The sequence below is a fragment of the Aliarcobacter thereius LMG 24486 genome, assembly GCF_004214815.1.
Lineage (GTDB): Bacteria > Campylobacterota > Campylobacteria > Campylobacterales > Arcobacteraceae > Aliarcobacter > Aliarcobacter thereius.
On sequence record NZ_CP035926.1, the window covers coordinates 1,688,195 to 1,704,087 of the forward strand.

At 26.2% G+C, this 15,893-nt stretch carries 19 protein-coding genes; 9 read left to right on the forward strand and 10 right to left on the reverse strand.

Annotated elements, in window-relative coordinates:
* Positions 1 to 64: 64 nt before the first annotated feature.
* The 6 genes from thiS to mqnE all read left to right on the forward strand — a co-directional run bounded on the left by thiS (position 65) and on the right by mqnE (position 3,891).
* Positions 65 to 268, forward strand: coding sequence for a sulfur carrier protein ThiS (gene thiS, locus ATH_RS08685; RefSeq protein ID WP_066180846.1), 204 nt, complete (start codon positions 65 to 67; stop codon positions 266 to 268).
* A complete protein-coding gene (locus ATH_RS08690; RefSeq protein ID WP_066180842.1) occupies positions 268 to 600 on the forward strand; it encodes a YraN family protein in 333 nt (110 codons plus the stop codon). Before thiS ends, ATH_RS08690 begins: the two co-directional genes overlap by 1 nt.
* Before the next feature lie 160 nt (positions 601 to 760).
* Positions 761 to 1,864, forward strand: a complete 1,104-nt coding sequence (locus ATH_RS08695) for an aminotransferase class I/II-fold pyridoxal phosphate-dependent enzyme (RefSeq protein ID WP_171017433.1) — start codon at positions 761 to 763, stop codon at positions 1,862 to 1,864.
* Positions 1,851 to 2,510 (forward strand): carbonic anhydrase, encoded by a 660-nt coding sequence (locus ATH_RS08700; RefSeq protein WP_066180834.1) that lies wholly within the window; start codon positions 1,851 to 1,853, stop codon positions 2,508 to 2,510. The genes ATH_RS08695 and ATH_RS08700 overlap by 14 nt, the downstream gene beginning before the upstream one ends.
* The gene (locus ATH_RS08705; protein ID WP_066181779.1) at positions 2,494 to 2,811 is read left to right on the forward strand and encodes a hypothetical protein; all 318 of its coding nucleotides are present in this window, start codon (positions 2,494 to 2,496) and stop codon (positions 2,809 to 2,811) included. The genes ATH_RS08700 and ATH_RS08705 overlap by 17 nt, the downstream gene beginning before the upstream one ends.
* A gap of 6 nt (positions 2,812 to 2,817) precedes the next feature.
* Positions 2,818 to 3,891, forward strand: coding sequence for an aminofutalosine synthase MqnE (gene mqnE, locus ATH_RS08710; RefSeq protein ID WP_066180831.1), 1,074 nt, complete (start codon positions 2,818 to 2,820; stop codon positions 3,889 to 3,891).
* 21 nt (positions 3,892 to 3,912) lie between these two features.
* Here the strand turns inward: mqnE and ATH_RS08715 are convergent, their stop codons facing one another.
* The 4 genes from ATH_RS08715 to ATH_RS08730 are packed head-to-tail and all read right to left on the reverse strand — an operon-like array spanning position 3,913 to position 7,667.
* Positions 3,913 to 5,475 (reverse strand): hypothetical protein, encoded by a 1,563-nt coding sequence (locus ATH_RS08715; protein ID WP_066180829.1) that lies wholly within the window; start codon positions 5,473 to 5,475, stop codon positions 3,913 to 3,915.
* A 15-nt stretch (positions 5,476 to 5,490) separates the two neighbouring features.
* Positions 5,491 to 6,102 carry a lysophospholipid acyltransferase family protein gene (locus tag ATH_RS08720; RefSeq protein WP_066180826.1) on the reverse strand — a complete coding sequence of 204 codons (612 nt, stop codon included), beginning with the start codon at positions 6,100 to 6,102 and terminating at the stop codon, positions 5,491 to 5,493.
* Positions 6,102 to 7,406: a tRNA (N6-isopentenyl adenosine(37)-C2)-methylthiotransferase MiaB gene (gene miaB / locus ATH_RS08725; RefSeq protein ID WP_066180822.1), complete on the reverse strand. Its 1,305-nt coding sequence runs from the start codon at positions 7,404 to 7,406 to the stop codon at positions 6,102 to 6,104. The genes ATH_RS08720 and miaB overlap by 1 nt, the downstream gene beginning before the upstream one ends.
* Positions 7,407 to 7,424: 18 nt before the next feature.
* Positions 7,425 to 7,667, reverse strand: coding sequence for an HP0268 family nuclease (locus tag ATH_RS08730; protein WP_066180819.1), 243 nt, complete (start codon positions 7,665 to 7,667; stop codon positions 7,425 to 7,427).
* Positions 7,668 to 7,814: 147 nt separating this feature from the next.
* On the opposite strand from ATH_RS08730, the gene nusA reads away from it, so the two are divergent.
* Together nusA and cysS are read left to right on the forward strand one after the other, a co-directional pair.
* Positions 7,815 to 8,987: a transcription termination factor NusA gene (nusA, locus tag ATH_RS08735; protein WP_066180815.1), complete on the forward strand. Its 1,173-nt coding sequence runs from the start codon at positions 7,815 to 7,817 to the stop codon at positions 8,985 to 8,987.
* 1 nt (position 8,988) lies between these two features.
* Entirely contained in the window at positions 8,989 to 10,389 is a 1,401-nt protein-coding gene (gene cysS / locus ATH_RS08740; protein ID WP_066180812.1) for a cysteine--tRNA ligase, read from the forward strand.
* On the opposite strand, the gene ATH_RS08745 is transcribed toward cysS, so the two are convergent.
* From ATH_RS08745 to ATH_RS08770, 6 genes are all read right to left on the reverse strand, one after another.
* On the reverse strand, positions 10,384 to 10,581 hold the full coding sequence (locus ATH_RS08745; RefSeq protein ID WP_066180810.1) for a hypothetical protein: 198 nt from the start codon (positions 10,579 to 10,581) through the stop codon (positions 10,384 to 10,386). The two genes, cysS and ATH_RS08745, sit on opposite strands and share 6 nt — an antisense overlap.
* A gap of 80 nt (positions 10,582 to 10,661) precedes the next feature.
* On the reverse strand, positions 10,662 to 10,928 hold the full coding sequence (gene rpsR / locus ATH_RS08750; RefSeq protein WP_066172249.1) for a 30S ribosomal protein S18: 267 nt from the start codon (positions 10,926 to 10,928) through the stop codon (positions 10,662 to 10,664).
* Positions 10,929 to 10,943: 15 nt separating this feature from the next.
* The gene (ssb, locus tag ATH_RS08755; RefSeq protein ID WP_066180805.1) at positions 10,944 to 11,438 is read right to left on the reverse strand and encodes a single-stranded DNA-binding protein; all 495 of its coding nucleotides are present in this window, start codon (positions 11,436 to 11,438) and stop codon (positions 10,944 to 10,946) included.
* Positions 11,439 to 11,459: 21 nt separating this feature from the next.
* The gene (gene rpsF, locus ATH_RS08760) at positions 11,460 to 11,816 is read right to left on the reverse strand and encodes a 30S ribosomal protein S6 (RefSeq protein WP_066180802.1); all 357 of its coding nucleotides are present in this window, start codon (positions 11,814 to 11,816) and stop codon (positions 11,460 to 11,462) included.
* An 84-nt stretch (positions 11,817 to 11,900) separates the two neighbouring features.
* Positions 11,901 to 12,884 carry a DNA polymerase III subunit delta gene (gene holA, locus ATH_RS08765; protein ID WP_066180799.1) on the reverse strand — a complete coding sequence of 328 codons (984 nt, stop codon included), beginning with the start codon at positions 12,882 to 12,884 and terminating at the stop codon, positions 11,901 to 11,903.
* 29 nt (positions 12,885 to 12,913) lie between these two features.
* Entirely contained in the window at positions 12,914 to 14,761 is a 1,848-nt protein-coding gene (locus ATH_RS08770; protein WP_066180795.1) for an RNB domain-containing ribonuclease, read from the reverse strand.
* A gap of 90 nt (positions 14,762 to 14,851) precedes the next feature.
* Here ATH_RS08770 and ilvC point away from each other — a divergent pair, with 90 nt between their 5' ends.
* The gene (gene ilvC / locus ATH_RS08775; protein WP_066180792.1) at positions 14,852 to 15,874 is read left to right on the forward strand and encodes a ketol-acid reductoisomerase; all 1,023 of its coding nucleotides are present in this window, start codon (positions 14,852 to 14,854) and stop codon (positions 15,872 to 15,874) included.
* The last annotated feature ends 19 nt before the right edge of the window (positions 15,875 to 15,893 follow it).

The window sequence follows — 15,893 nt, forward strand, 5'->3', positions numbered from 1 at the left end:
TATCTATTAAGAACAAAATGAGTATAATTGCTCCCCAATTTTTAGAAGGATGAGTTGAAAGAGTTTGAAATTAATTATAAATGGACAAGAAAAAAATATAAAAAATAATTTATCTCTTGAAGAGATAATCAATAATTTAAATAATACAAGTGAATCAATAGCTTGTGCAGTAAATATGAATATAGTTAAAAAATGTGAATGGAATAGTTATTTACCAAAAGAGAACGATTTAATAGAGATTTTAAATTTTAATTCAAGTGTAGGTTAATGAGCAGAGAAAAAGGTGATTTTGCAGAAAAAAGGGCTATTTTCTTTTTAAAAGAGAATGGTTTTGAAATAATAGAAACAAATTTTTATGCAAAAAAACTTGGTGAGATTGATATAATTGCAAAGAAAAATAGTGTTTATCACTTTTGTGAAGTAAAATCTGGAATAGATTACGATCAAGCAGTAGCAAATATAACTCCAAATAAATTATCAAAAATAAAAAGAAGTGTAGAGTATTATTTACAATTAAAAAAAATAGATAGTGCTTTTTGTATAGATGCAATAATTGTAGATGATTTAAATATAAGTTTCGTAGAAAATATTACTATCTAAGACTAAAGGTGAAGGTCGCAATAAACACCTTTAGTCATTTTGTATTGTACTTTTTAAATACAAAGATAATTGTACTATTTTGTAGTAGCATAAAACTAGCAATTTAAAGTTTTTAATACTATTTTTAGGATATTATCTATCTTTGCTTATGGAGAATAAATTGTACGAAAAAGAGTTAAATGCCATTTCTAAATCAAACAGAACAAGATCTAGAAAATTATTTAATAAAGATTTAAAAGATCTTGCATCAAATGATTATTTAGGTCTTGCACAAAATAAAAGCTTATTAAGAAAAACCTATAAAAAGCTTAAAAAAGAGAGTTGTTTCTCTCCAAAAGCTTCTATTTTAGTAAATGGCTATTCAAATATTCATAATAAATTTGAGAAAAAACTTTGCAAAGCTAATGGTTTTGAAGATGGAATTGTTGTTGGAAATGGTTTTTTAGCAAATATTTCACTTATTGAAAGTTTAGTTAGAAAAGGAGATATTCTTTTTATTGATGAAGAGTATCATGCAAGTGGGATTTTGGCTACTAAGCTTTTAAATCCTTCACAGGTTATCCTTTTTCCTCATAATAACTTTAAAGATTTAGAAAATAAATTAAAAAACAATCAAAATAATGGAAGAGTAATCATTGCTATTGAAGGTGTATATTCAATGAATGGAAATCTTGCAAAAAAAGAGTTTTTTGATTTAGCAGATAATTATAATGCACTTTTAATAGTAGATGAAGCACATAGTTCAGGAGTTATTGGTGATAATCTTTTAGGTATCTACGACTTTTATAATATAAAGATAAAAGATAATCACATAAAAATGGGTACTTTGGGTAAAGCTTATGGATCTTATGGAGCATATATTTTAGCTTCAAAAAACATTATAAAGTTTTTAGAAAATAGAGCAAAACCAATTATATATTCAACAGCACCTAGTTTATTTGATATTGCACTTGCAAATGAGTCTTTAAACTATATTTTAAAGAATAAAGAAAAATTAAAACAAAAAATTAAACAAAATTTAAATATAATCAAAAGTTACTTAGGTATTGAAAGTAATTCATTAATTATACCAATAGATATAAATGATAATAAAAAAGTTATAACAATTCAAGAAGAGCTTAAAAAAAGCAATTTTTTAGTTGGTGCTATAAGACAACCAACAGTAAAAAGAGCAATTTTAAGGCTCATTGCCAAAATAGATATTAAAAAGAAAGATTTAATAGAAGTTTGCAAACAAATAAAGGAATTCAATGCAGATAAATGATTTAGTCAAAGGTAATAAAAAGTTTAGAGAAGCCAGATTCTCTAAATATGAGACAGATTTAAAACAACTTTGTAAAGATGGACAAAATCCAGATATTCTTTTTATAGGTTGTAGTGATAGTAGAGTTACTCCTGAGCTTGTTCTTGATACAAAACCTGGAGATATGTTTACTCTTAGAAATGTTGGGAATTTTGTTCCTCCTTATAATCCTGATGAAGATTTTCACGGTACAAGTGCTGTTATTGAATATGCTGTAAATGTTTTAAATGTAAAACATATTATTGTATGTGGTCACTCACATTGTGGAGCTTGTAAAAGTTTATATCAAGATTTAGGAGATTCTCCTGATTTAGTAAATATTAAAAAATGGCTAGAGCTTGGAAAAAAAGCAAAAGAATATACACTTCTAGCAACTATGGATAAAAACAATAAAGAGCAAATTTATAGAACCACAGAAAAAGTTTCTATTGTTTATCAAATGGAAAACCTTTTGACTTTTCCTTATATTGTAAGAAGAGTTAAGGAAGGAACACTACAAATTCATGGTTGGTACTATGATATTGAAGATGGAAAAATTGACTTTTATGATGGAAGCGATTGCTCTTTCAAACCCTTAGATGAGTTTAATAATGAATTATCAAACTAGAAAATTACCAAAAAGATCTGTAATAATGATCTCTATTCTTATTGTTTTAGGTATTTTTGTTTTTTATACAATGCAAACTTTAAAAAATGAGAAATTTAAACAAGTTTTAGAACAACTTGATCACAAAGATATAAGTGCTTTAAAAGTTGTAAATAGAATGAATGTAGAAGATACTATTACAAAAAGAAAAAGTTATGTTTATAAGCTTGTTTTTCATGACAATACTTTAAATAAAGATTGTATAGGATTTATTTACCAACAAAATGATAAAACATATACAAAAGATATTGATTGTAAGTAGGAAAATATGATTTTAGAAAATGATTTATTAGAAAAACTAGAAAATGGTTCTAGATTAAATTTTGAAGAGGGTGTAAAACTTTTTGATTTAGATGTTATTACTTTAGGTCATTATGCAAATAAAATAAGAACAGATAAATTTGGTAAAAAAACATATTTTAATATAAATAGACATATAAATCCTACAAATATTTGTAAAGATGTTTGTCAATTTTGTGCATATAGTGCAACAAGAAAAAATCCAAATCAATATACTTTAAGCCACGAAGAAATTCTAAAAACAGTTGAAAACTCTTCTAAAAATGGAATTAAAGAAGTGCATATTGTTTCAGCTCACAATCCAAATACAGGTTTAGATTGGTATATGGATATATTTAAAAAAATAAGAAAAAACTTTCCTGATATTCATATAAAAGCCTTAACAGCTGCTGAAATCCACTTTTTAAGTACTGAATATAATCTAAGCTATCAAGAAATAATCAATATTATGTGTGAAAGTGGTGTTGATTCAATGCCAGGTGGTGGAGCTGAAATTTTTGATGAAAAAGTAAGAAAAAGAATTTGTGGTGGTAAAGTAAGTTCTACTCAATGGTTAGAAATACACAAACTTTGGCATGAAAAAGGCAGAAAAAGTAATGCAACTATGCTTTTTGGTCATATTGAATCAAGAGAAAATAGAGTTGATCATATATTAAGATTAAGAGATTTACAAGATATTACAAATGGATTTAATGCATTTATTCCTCTTGTTTTTCAAACAGAAAATAACTACTTAAAAGTAAAAGAACCTGTAACTGCAAATGAAATCTTAAAAACCTATGCAATTTCAAGAATACTTCTTGATAATATCCCAAATATAAAAGCTTATTGGGCAACCTCAACTGTAAAACTAGCATTAATTGCTCAAGAATTTGGTGCAAATGATGTTGATGGAACTATTGAAAAAGAATCAATACAAAGTGCAGCTGGAGCTGCTAGTAAAAATGGTATTGCTCAATTAGAATTTGTTGATTTAATTAAGAATGCAGGATTTATACCTGTTGAAAGAGATAGTATTTATAATGAATTAAAAGTATATTAAAATTAATATACTTTTAATATTCTAATTCTTTTTCTGAAAATATCCTATATAAAACTCGCTTAATAATCCACTTTCATTTTGTTTAATAATAATCGGATAAGTAATATTTATAGAATATAATTCACTATTTATCTTTGATATAATCTCAAATAGTTCATTTGGATTATCTATTTCCATTTTTACTAGAAATGTAAACTTATTTATTAAACTAAGTTCATCTTTCTTTATAAAAGATAGTTCACTTCCCTCTTTTAAAATTGTTTTTAATTGTTCTTCAATATCTTCAAGAGCAAAAACTTCATCTGTTAGATAATCTATTTTATTTATATTTTTATAAATATTGTCATCTTTTATCTCTTTTTTGAAAGATATATCTACAAAAAAGTCTTCATTTTTATCATCTTTCTTATTTAGATTAAAATCTTTATAAATATTATTTAATGAGCTAGTAAGTAGTTTTAAATTTGTTTCATCTTTTGCTAATAGTTCTAAATCTAAACTATTATTATCAATCTTAAATGAGTTAATTGTAACTTTTGAAGGGATAGTATCAAATACTTTTTTTATCTTAAATATAATATTTTCATTGTTTTCTATATGATTTGGAAGATCAATTTTTACTGTTTTTTCACTTTTAATTAAATCTAGTTTTTCAGCTAATTGAATAAAATTTATATCTTTAAGTATAAAATATGTACCGTAAAAAAGTATTGCAAATAAGAAAATTAAAATAATATATCTAGGATCATTTTTAACTTTTTTTATCCTTGGTTTCACAAAACTACTCGCACCTAAATTCTCTTTAGTTAAAATATCTAGCTCACTATCAATATCAATAGCATAATCATCTATTTTTAGTTTTAATTCTTGACTTAAAGTATTTATCTGCTCTTTCGAAAGATTTTTAAGAGGAAGTAGTAAAGATATTTTTTGTACAAAAATATCTTCTCTTTGTTTATGAAAGTTTAATAAAACATTTTGGATTAAATTATTAAGTTCCATAAAGTAAAGTTCATCAAAAAGTTTTTGCCCTTCTAAATCATCTTCATAAAAATGAGTTTTTTTAACTGTATCAAAACTAAGAAGAGGAACTACTTCATTAAAAATAATATTACTATGTTTATCTACTATTAGAATATATGCTTTGCTATTATAAATAAATAAAAGAAGTTCACTTCTTGAATTATGTCTTATAATATGTTGCTTCATAATATGAAATGCCGAATAGATAAAATCTATTCCACAAGGTGCAAAGAAATTCTTTGTCTCAAAAAGTGTTGTATCTAAAACTACAATATCATGTCTTAAATCAAAATCACAAATTGTACAATCTTTAACTCTTGCACTTTTTTTAGGAACAATTTTTGTAGTATCACTTAGTAAAAGTGTACTTGAATAAGCATTCCCATCTTCTTGTATTTGATTTATTTTAGTAGCAATATTTGTAGGTATTACATCCTCATTAATTAAGTATGTAGAGCTTGATATTTTATCAATATTGTCTCTTTTGAACTTTTTTTGTTCAACTTTTAACTGATTTTGTTGTTTTATAAGGTTTATAAACAGAGTATCTTTTTTAAACATCACTATTTCCTATTTTTAATCTAAAGAGTGTATCATCATCTTCTCTTTTATAAGAGTTTTTGCTTCATCAATCTCCATATTTTCAACACTAAAAGCTTCACTAATATAAAAGTTAATTGTACCAAAAGGCTTTGGAAGAATAAACTTGTCCCATGAGTTAAATTGCCAATATCTTGTAGGAATAGCATTAAAACATCTAATCTTTTTAGAACTTTTTTGAGCAATTACAACTATTCCATCTGCAATACTATATCTAGGTCCTCTTGGACCATCAGGAGTAATTGCAACTTCATTTCCAGCTTTTAGCTCTTTTAAAGCATTTATAAGTGCTTTTGCTCCACCTTTTGAACTAGAACCCCTAACAGCACCTATATTAAAATTCTCGACTAATTTTGCTATTATTTCACCATCTCTATTTTCGCTAATCATAGCACTTACTATTCCATCTTTTTTAAATGCAAAGTAGTTATATGGTTGTGACATTAAATCTGCATGCCACATTGATATTATAAATGTTTCTCCATTATCTTTTGGATGATGATAAATTTTTTTATTTGTAGCATATATTATCTTTACAAGGTAATATAATATTTTTGGAGCAAATCTTTTTTTAAACTTTTTCCACATTATGCTACAACTACTCCTTTTAAAGATGTTCTTGTAACTTCATTTATCTTAATATCTACAAATTTTCCTAAAAGTTCATCACTTCCTTTTGCAAAAACCAAAAAGTAATTATCTGTATATCCACTTACTTCACCATTTGGCTTAAGGCTTTCAACTAAAACATTTACAGTTTCACCAATCATTTTTGGCATACTTTGTTCTAAATGTCTTTTATGAATCTCTATTAACTCTTCAAGTCTTGCACTTCCAATATCATTTGGTACTTCAAAATCACTTAACTCTAAAGCTTTTGTATTTGGTCTAGCAGAGTATTTAAAATTAAAAATTTGATCAAATTTAACTTGATTTACAACATCTAAAGTATCATTAAAATCTTCATCACTTTCACCTGGAAAAGCAACAATAATATCAGTTGTAATCCTTAATTCTGGAATAAGTTCTCTTAATTTAAAAGCTCTATTTAAAAACCAATCTTTTGTATATCCTCTTTTCATTGCTTTTAAAATTGATGTTGAACCACTTTGTAAAGGCATATGAATACATTTTGATATTTTTGGATTTTTTGCAAACTCTTCAATAAACTCATCATCCATATGTAAAGGATGTGGGGATGTAAATCTTATTCTTTCTAGCTTTTCGATTTTTGAGATATCTTGTAAAAGTTTTGTAAAGCTATATTTAGCTCTTTTATCACTAAATCTTTTTCCATAAGAGTTTACATTTTGTCCTAAAAGCATAACTTCAACAGCACCTGTGTCAACTGCTTTTTGAATTTGTGTAACAATCATTTCAGGTGGAATAGAGATCTCTTCTCCTCTTGTACTTGGAACAATACAATATGTACACTCTTTATCACAGCCAACAGATATATTAACACTTGTTCTATAATTATTTGTACTTGGTGTTGCAAATTCATAGTTTGAATCATCATTTTCAATACTAATCTCAACAGCACCTTTTATATCCACAACATCTTTTATTTTAGATATATTTCTAGCACCTAAAACAAAATCAACATATGGCGCTCTTTTTATAATATCGTTTCCTAAATGAGAAGCAGTACAACCACAAACACCTATTTTTGCACCATCTTTTTTCTTTTTATTAAATTGTCCAATTTCAGAAAAAAGTTTTTGAACAGGTTTTTCTCTTACTGAACAAGTATTAATTATAATTAAATCTGCTTCTTCAAGTTTATCTGTTTTTGTATAATCCTTGTGTTTCTCAAGTTCTGCTTGAATATGCTTACTATCAGTGTCATTCATTTGACACCCTAAAGTTTGTATAAATAGTTTTTTACTCATAGTTTTAAGCACTCAAAATTACAGAGCATGAACCTCATACATATATTCATCATCAGCTAATCCATATTTTATCTCTCTAAAATATATGTTGTACCCCTCTTTTTCTAAAGCTTCTACTAAAGACATCATATCTTTATGTGAGTTATCTCTATCAAAGTAAAATATTTTTTGAGAATCTTTTTTTAACTCTTCTTTAATCTTATCAAGATGAAGCTTTTTAGGCTTTTCTTTTAATTCATTTCTAGCAAGTAGTAATTCCATCTAATAAACCTTTTTTTGTATTTAATCGCTTATTCTAGTTAAAAATTGCTTTAATTTCTATAAAAGGTATTTTAGCTATACTATTGACCTAATTAATTCACATTGAAAATCACATTTTTCTATTTCAATGTTAAAATAAGGGATATTATGGATAAGATAATAGATATTTTAGACTCTATTGCATATGAAAAAGGTTTGAAAATAACTGATGTTGAAAGTGCTTTAAAAGAAGCTCTTATAAAAACTGCTCAAAAAATGGTTGATCATAGTTTAGTATTTGATGCAAAACTTGATAGAGCAAATAAAAAATTAACTCTTTTACAAAAAATAGAAGTTGTAGCTAATGATGACAAAAGACTTTTAGAAGAGACTTTAGATGAAGAAGGAAAAGTTTTAAACAAAGAAAATTTCATAAAAATAGATGAAGCAAAATCTATAAATAGTGAATTAGAACTTGGAGATTTTTTAAGTTATGAATTAGAGTTTGAAAATATGGGAAGAAATGCAGCTGTTATTTTATCTAGTAATTTTGAATATAGACTTCAAAGATTTATTGAAGAAAATATTATGGCAAAATTCAAAGAGAAAGTTGGTAAAACAATCTCAGGTGTTGTTACAAGAATAGATAAAGCTGATAATACTTTTATTGATATAGCAGAAATAAAAGGTATTCTACAAAGAAAAAATAGAATAAAAGGTGAAAAATTTAGAGTTGGAGATACTTTAAAAGCTGTTGTAAGAAGCGTAAATATTGATAAAAACTTCGGTCTTATCATAGAGCTATCAAGAACTAGCCCTAAATTCTTAGAAAATCTTTTAGCTACTGAAGTTCCAGAACTTAAAGATGAAAAAATTGTAATTGAAGCGAGTGCTAGAATTCCTGGTTCTAGATCTAAAATTGCTCTTAGTACAAAAAATCCAACAATAGATGCAATTGGTGCTGTTGTTGGAGTAAAAGGAGTTAGAATAAACTCTGTTTCAAAAGAGTTAAATGGCGAAAATATTGATTGTGTTGAATATTCAACTATCCCTGAAATGTTTATTGCAAGAGCTTTAAGCCCTGCTTCTGTAAATAGTGTAAAAATTGAGTTTGAACCAAAAAATGGAGAAAAAGGAAAAGCGATTGCTACAATTAACAGTGATCAAAAATCAAAAGCTATTGGAAAAGAGGGTTTAAATATTAGACTTGCTTCTATGCTTACAAAATATGATATTGAGATAAAAGAGATTGGTTCTTCAACACCAAGTTTAGATAATGGCGAAGTAAAAAAAGATGAAATAAAAGCTGATTCTTCTGCACTAGAAGCTCTATTTAAATAATATGAAAAAAATATTTATTTTTGATTCAGTAAAAAAAGATAAAGTAGAATTTATCTCTATAAAAGAAAATATTGTAAAAATCTATGTTTGTGGACCTACTGTTTATGATAACTCTCACTTAGGTCATGCAAGAAGTGCTATTGCATTTGATTTACTCCATAGAGTTTTAAAAGTAAATAATTATGAAGTAATTATGGCAAAAAACTTTACAGATATTGATGATAAAATTATAAAAAAAATGAATGAAAATGGTAAAACTTTAGAAGATACTACAAAGCATTATATAGATTTATATAAGAAAGATATGGAACTTTTAAATATTTTACCAAATAGTATAGAACCAAAAGCAACTCAAAATCTTGAAGAGATGAAAGAGATGATTGAAAATCTACTTAATAAAGATATTGCATATAAAACTGAATCATCTATATATTTTGATGTTTCAAAAGATAATCTATATGGAACTTTATCAAATAAAATAAGCAATGAAACTCAAGCAAGAGTTGAAAATGATAAAGAGAAAAGAAATAGTGCTGATTTTGCTTTATGGAAGTTTGAAAAAGCAAATGATGTAGCATTTAATTCAAGCTTCGGGAAAGGTCGTCCTGGTTGGCATATTGAATGTAGTGCTATGATTAAAAAACATTTAGCTTATAATGATGAAAAATATCAAATTGATATTCATTGTGGAGGAGCTGATTTACTTTTTCCACATCATGAAAATGAAGCTAGTCAAACAAGATGTGACAATGGTCAAACTTTAGCAAAATATTGGATGCATAATGGATTTGTAAATATAAATGGTGAAAAAATGAGTAAATCTTTAGGAAACTCATTCTTCTTAAAAGATGTTTTGAAATCTTATAGTGGAGAAGTTGTAAGATTTTATCTTTTAAGCACACATTATAGAGCTGATTTATCTTTTAATGAAGAGGATTTAATAGCTTCAAAAAAAAGACTTGATAAACTTTATAGAGTTAAGAAAAGAGTTTATGGAGTAAATGCAAATCAAAATGATAAAGATTTTGAGGATAAAGTATTAAAATCTTTAAATGATGATCTAAATACCTCAATAGCCCTATCTTATATTGATGGATTTATATCAAATTCAAATGATAACTTAGATAAAAATCCAAAAGACAAAACTTTAAAACAAAGAATTGTATCAAATATAGAGTTTATAGAAAAACTTTTAGGTATTGGAGGAAGTGATGCTTTTGAGTATTTCCAATTTGGTATTGATGAAGTATTAAAAGATAAAATTGAAAAACTTATTAAAAATAGAAGCGAAGCAAAAGAATCTAAAGATTTTGAAAAAGCAGATAATATAAGAGAAGAGCTTTCAAACTTAAATATTTCTATTATGGATACAGCAAACGGAACTGTTTGGGAAAGATTATAATCTTTTCTCAAACTCTTTAAGTAATTTAGGCATCATTTTACCTATATCTTTAAAATCATACTTAAAACTATATTTTACAAGTTCATATAATTCATGATTTTTATACTTTTTATGCCATCTTTCTTCTTGATTATTATATAAATTATAGTATTCAAATCTGACTCTAAGAGCTTCTGTTAATCTGTCTTTCATTTACAATTCTTATTATTTTAATAAATAAAAAAAGGCCAGAAGATAACTTCTAGCCTTTTACTTTATTTTATTTAAACTTATTAAATAAATGATTTTGAATAAGCTGTATCTGTAAGATTTTGAGTATCAACTACATAAGGTACAAGTGCCATATGTCTTGCTCTTTTGATTGCTTTTTCTACCATTTCTTGAGCATTTTTAGAATTTCCCGTAAGTCTTCTAGGCATAATTTTACCTCTTTCACTCATAGAAATTTTTAATAAATCAATATTTTTATAATCAATAAAATCAATTTTCATCTCTGTATATTTACAAGATTTTTTTCCATATTTTCTTTTTTCTGACATTTTATCTCCTTTTTTCTAAAACGGTATTTCGTCATCTATATCAATTTCAGGAATATTTGAAGCAGCTCTTTGTTGATTCATATTTCCACCATGGTTGTTATTATACTCTTGTTGTTGAGGCTCTTGATTATAATTTTGGTTTTGATTGTATGAATTTTGATTATATCCAGCACCATCATTTGAACCTTTACTATCAAGCATTTTCATCTCATCAACTCTTAAAGTATGTCTATTTCTATTGCTTCCATCTTGAGCAGTCCATTGTTCATAAACAAGTCTACCTTCTAATAAAACTTTAGAACCTTTTCTTAAGTATTGATTAGCAACTTCTGCTATTCTTCCAAAAATATTAAACTCCAAAAAGCATACTTCCTCTTTTTGCTCTCCTGTTTGTGCTTTATATTTATATGAAGTTGCAATTGAACTTCTAGCAATAGCTGCACCACTTGGAAGATATTTAAGCTCGATATCTCTTGTAAGATTTCCTACCATAATTACTTTATTATACATAAAGGCTCCTTTTTCTAAAAATTATTTAGCAGCTTTTTTTAGAGCTTCTTCACTCATTTTTGTCCAAGAAACAATCTCTTTTTTAGATTCGTACTTAATAAATATAAATCTAACTAAGTTTTCATTATTTTTGTAGTTTCTTTCAATTTCTGCAATAGCTGTTGCTGGTGCTTTGAAATAAGCAACAAAGTAATAACCTCTTTTTTGTTTATCAATTTCGTATGCTAACTCTTTGATACCAATATTATCAGTAGATACAATCTCTGCACCATTTTTTTCAAATAGAGCTTTGATTCCGTCAAGTTGTGCTACAGTCTCTTCTTCAGTTAGTGTAGGCTTTAAAATAAACATTGTTTCGTAATGTTTTAATTTAGACATTGAGTTCTCCTTATAGTTTATGCCGATTTTCTTTTCACTTCCCAGACCTATCAGCAAGGATATTTTTCTGTAAAGTTTTGGATTCTATCTAAATAAAGCTGTAAATTTTCTTATATTTGCTTGTAAAAATAAAGATGTATTTGAAATTTTAGAACTTTTTAGTTCTAATTCTAAATTTAATAGAAATTCAAATAATTTAAGATATTTTTTGGGATTTATATTTATAGCTAATCTTGATTTTGTTTCCCAAACATCTTTTGGTGGATTAAAACCTAAAATATCAATAGCTTTTGGTGCTCCAAAATTTCTTGCATATGCACTTATCATAAAAAGTTGATGTACAAATTGAGTTATTTGGTTTACAATAAACACACTATCCATTCCCTCTTCTAAAAGCAAATCTAAATCACTATTAACATCTTTAAAGCTAAGAATATTTACTAAAAAACTATCAAAATTAACAACTCCTAATCCAAAACAATAGTTATCTACACTTTTTGAACTAATCTTTTCATCAAGAACTTTTAACTTTGATAAATCATTTACACAAAGAGTTAAATCTCCTTTATGCATGAAATATAGATGACTCATGGCACTTATTTCATAATCTAACCCTATTCTTTTGGCTTCATTATTTAAATAAGATATTGCTTCATTATCTTTTAGTGGGAAAAACCTTACAAAACAAGAGTTTGTTTTAGGATTTAAACTACTCTCCATAGATTTAAAAGTAGCATCATCTCCATAACAAGATATTATTAATGTGCTACTAGAATTTTTATTTGCAGCTTCAACTAATAGATCTAACTCTTTTTTTGGTATTTTCTTATCAATTCTTAGATATACAACATTTGAAGAAGCAAATAGTGAAGATTGTTGTAAACAGTTTAATATATATTTAAAATTATATTCTTCAAAATATATCTTTATAATATCATCTTCTTTTGCAATAATCTTTGAAATAATCCATGAATATTGCTCTATCATAAATGTAGATTGTCCATAAAACATATAAGTACTAAAGTACTTTTTATCTCTTAAATATTTATCAAATTCACTTTTATACATTTTAAAATACTATCCTATATTTGCTTGTTTTATAATATTCTTGCAACTATAACTTTTGTTGCAAGATTACTTGAAACAATTTTAACTCTATGTTTTGAAAATAATTTTTGAGCTTTAAAATTTTCTAAAACAACTTTTAAGCCAATCATTTTATCATAGCATTCAGCTCTTGATTTTTCAATATCAGTTATTTTTACTTTTATCTCTTTATCAATATTGTCTTTTGCCCATCTAGCATATGTCCTATCTTCAAAATCCCAAACAAGATTATCTATTTTTCTCTCTTGCTCTGATATATATAAAGTCGTTTCATCAATATCTTTTGGTACTTGTTTACTTTTTAAAATTCTATGCAAAACCAAATCTGAATATCTTCTAATTGGACTTGTAAAATGAGAATAAGAGTTAAATCCTAAACCAAAATGCCCAAGATTTTTTGATGAGTATTTTGCTTTTTCTTGAGCTTGAATTATAAGTTCATCAACTTCAGCTTCCAATCCATAATTACTTGCTTCTTTTTGAAGATGTAAAATAGTTTCGTGAGTATCATTTTTTATTTCAGCTTTTATTCCAATTAGATTTATATCATCAATCAATCTAGAAATAGATTTAAAACTTGGCTCTTCATGAATTCTAAATATTCCAATATTTCCTACTTTTTTACTAGCTTCTATATTGGCTAATAACATACACTCTTCAACCAATTGATGAGAAGCTGTTGAAAATTCAATATTTATTGCTTCAAGAAGATTGTTTTTTAAAACCAATCTATTTTCTTGAGTTCTAAAATCATAACCTTTTTGTAATCTCTTTTTTCTAAACTTTTTTGTTATTTCATATAAAGGAAGTAAATAATCAAAAATATCTTTTTCTACTTTATTATATTGATCAAGTTTTCCTTCTAAAACTCTATCAACTCTTCCATAAGATAAATTTCTATGATTTCTTATGATTGCTTCAAAAAGTGATGATTTTTTAACACTTTTTGCATCTAAATCTAATTCCATTTTAAAAACATATGAATATCTTATTTCATCCTCTTTTAATGAACATAAGTTCTCACTCAAAACTTTTGGAAGCATTGGCAAAGTTTTTGTTGGAAGGTATATTGTATTCCCTTTTTTATAAGCTAACTTATCTAAAATTGAATTCTCTTTTACAAAATATGAAACATCTGCTATTGCTACATATAAAGTGTTTGAAGAGTTATCAAAATATATTGCATCATCATGATCTTTTGCACTATTTGGATCTATTGTACAAAAAGGAAGAGCTGTTAAATCTACTCTTTGCTTAGTATCATCCATAAAAAAATCTTCATCTTCATTTTTATCAAATCTATATAATTCATCATACAAATATAAAGAGATAAACTCATCAATTTTTGGATCAGATAAATTTCCTACAAATTTAATCTCTTCAAAGTTTTTATTATCTACAATAATTACATCATTTTTTTTATATTTTTTTGAATTTTTATTAAAAATCTGAATATGCTCTTTCATCGTAATAAACGAGTCATCTTCTACATAAACCATTATTTCTGATTTCTTGCCTTCTAAAATTTTTATAACTTTTGCTTTGATTTTACTTCTTGGATTAAAAACTCTTTTTGCTAAAACTAAATCTCCATCAAAAGCTCCATTTAAAAACTCTTTTTCTACTCTAATATTTTTTATAGGATTTACTAAATCCAAAATCTCTACATAATTTTTATCAATCTTTAAAATACCTATTTTATATTTTGAATTTATCTCATATTTTTCTTCATTTTTTATAACAATATCATTTTTTATAAACTCTTTTAACTCTTTTTCTTCATCCTTTGAAAAGTTAAAACTATTTTCTAAAATTTTTTTAAATAACTCTTTTAACAATATTTATCCTTTTTATTTAAACCATTATAATATATTTAGTTAAGGTTTTGTATAATCTTTCAAAATTTTAATAAATAGAGGATGAGAAAAATGGCAGTAAATGTTTTTTATGATAAAGATTGTAATATCGAATTAATCAAATCAAAAAAAGTTGCAATGATTGGATTTGGTTCACAAGGTCATGCACATGCTGAAAACTTAAGAGATTCTGGAGTTGAAGTTATTGTTGGATTAAGAAAAGATGGATCTTCTTGGAAAAAAGCAGAAGCAAAAGGATTTAAAGTTTTAACAGTTGCAGAAGCTACAAAACTTGCAGATGTTGTAATGATTCTTTTACCAGATGAAAATCAAGCTGAAATTTACGAAAATGAGATCAAACCAAATTTAAAATCTGGTGCTTATTTAGCATTTGGACATGGATTTAATATTCACTATAAAAGAATTATCCCAACTAGTGATATGAACATTATGATGATTGCTCCAAAAGCTCCAGGACACACTGTAAGAAGTGAGTTTACAAAAGGTGGAGGAATTCCAGATTTAATTGCAATTCATCAAGATGCATCAGGTGATACAAAACAAGTTGCTTTAGCATACGCAAGTGCAATTGGTGGTGGAAGAACTGCTATTATTGAAACAACTTTTAAAGATGAAACTGAAACTGACTTATTTGGAGAACAAGCTGTTCTTTGTGGTGGAGCTGTATCTTTAGTTCAAGCTGGATTTGAGACATTAACAGAAGCTGGATATGCTCCTGAACTTGCATATTTTGAGTGTTTACATGAATTAAAACTAATCGTTGATTTAATGTATGAAGGTGGAATTGCTGATATGAGATACTCTATTTCAAATACTGCTGAATATGGAGATTATGTGTCAGGAAAAAGAGTAATTAACTGCGAATCTAAAAAAGCTATGAAAGAGATTTTAAAAGAGATTCAAGATGGAAGATTTGCAAAAGACTTCATTCTTGAAGGACAAGCAGGATACCCAAGAATGCATGCTGAAAGAGCAAATGCAAAAGCTTCTTTGATTGAACAAACAGGTGTTAAATTAAGAACTATGATGCCATGGATTGCATCTAAAAAAATCGTTAATCAAGAAACTAACTAATTTTAAGAGGATATCTCCT

Bases quoted from the DNA above. Each gene is read 5' to 3' on its own strand.
- ATH_RS08690 (WP_066180842.1), top strand. From the start codon at position 268: ATGAGCAGAGAAAAAGGTGATTTTGCAGAAAAAAGGGCTATTTTCTTT.
- nusA (WP_066180815.1), top strand. From the start codon at position 7,815: ATGGATAAGATAATAGATATTTTAGACTCTATTGCATATGAAAAAGGT.
- miaB (WP_066180822.1), bottom strand. From the start codon at position 7,406: ATGAGTAAAAAACTATTTATACAAACTTTAGGGTGTCAAATGAATGAC.
- cysS (WP_066180812.1), top strand. From the start codon at position 8,989: ATGAAAAAAATATTTATTTTTGATTCAGTAAAAAAAGATAAAGTAGAA.
- holA (WP_066180799.1), bottom strand. From the start codon at position 12,884: ATGTATAAAAGTGAATTTGATAAATATTTAAGAGATAAAAAGTACTTT.
- rpsF (WP_066180802.1), bottom strand. From the start codon at position 11,816: ATGTCTAAATTAAAACATTACGAAACAATGTTTATTTTAAAGCCTACA.
- ATH_RS08715 (WP_066180829.1), bottom strand. From the start codon at position 5,475: ATGTTTAAAAAAGATACTCTGTTTATAAACCTTATAAAACAACAAAAT.
- ATH_RS08745 (WP_066180810.1), bottom strand. From the start codon at position 10,581: ATGAAAGACAGATTAACAGAAGCTCTTAGAGTCAGATTTGAATACTAT.
- ATH_RS08700 (WP_066180834.1), top strand. From the start codon at position 1,851: ATGCAGATAAATGATTTAGTCAAAGGTAATAAAAAGTTTAGAGAAGCC.
- mqnE (WP_066180831.1), top strand. From the start codon at position 2,818: ATGATTTTAGAAAATGATTTATTAGAAAAACTAGAAAATGGTTCTAGA.
- ATH_RS08705 (WP_066181779.1), top strand. From the start codon at position 2,494: ATGAATTATCAAACTAGAAAATTACCAAAAAGATCTGTAATAATGATC.
- ilvC (WP_066180792.1), top strand. From the start codon at position 14,852: ATGGCAGTAAATGTTTTTTATGATAAAGATTGTAATATCGAATTAATC.
- ssb (WP_066180805.1), bottom strand. From the start codon at position 11,438: ATGTATAATAAAGTAATTATGGTAGGAAATCTTACAAGAGATATCGAG.
- ATH_RS08720 (WP_066180826.1), bottom strand. From the start codon at position 6,102: ATGTGGAAAAAGTTTAAAAAAAGATTTGCTCCAAAAATATTATATTAC.
- ATH_RS08730 (WP_066180819.1), bottom strand. From the start codon at position 7,667: ATGGAATTACTACTTGCTAGAAATGAATTAAAAGAAAAGCCTAAAAAG.
- rpsR (WP_066172249.1), bottom strand. From the start codon at position 10,928: ATGTCAGAAAAAAGAAAATATGGAAAAAAATCTTGTAAATATACAGAG.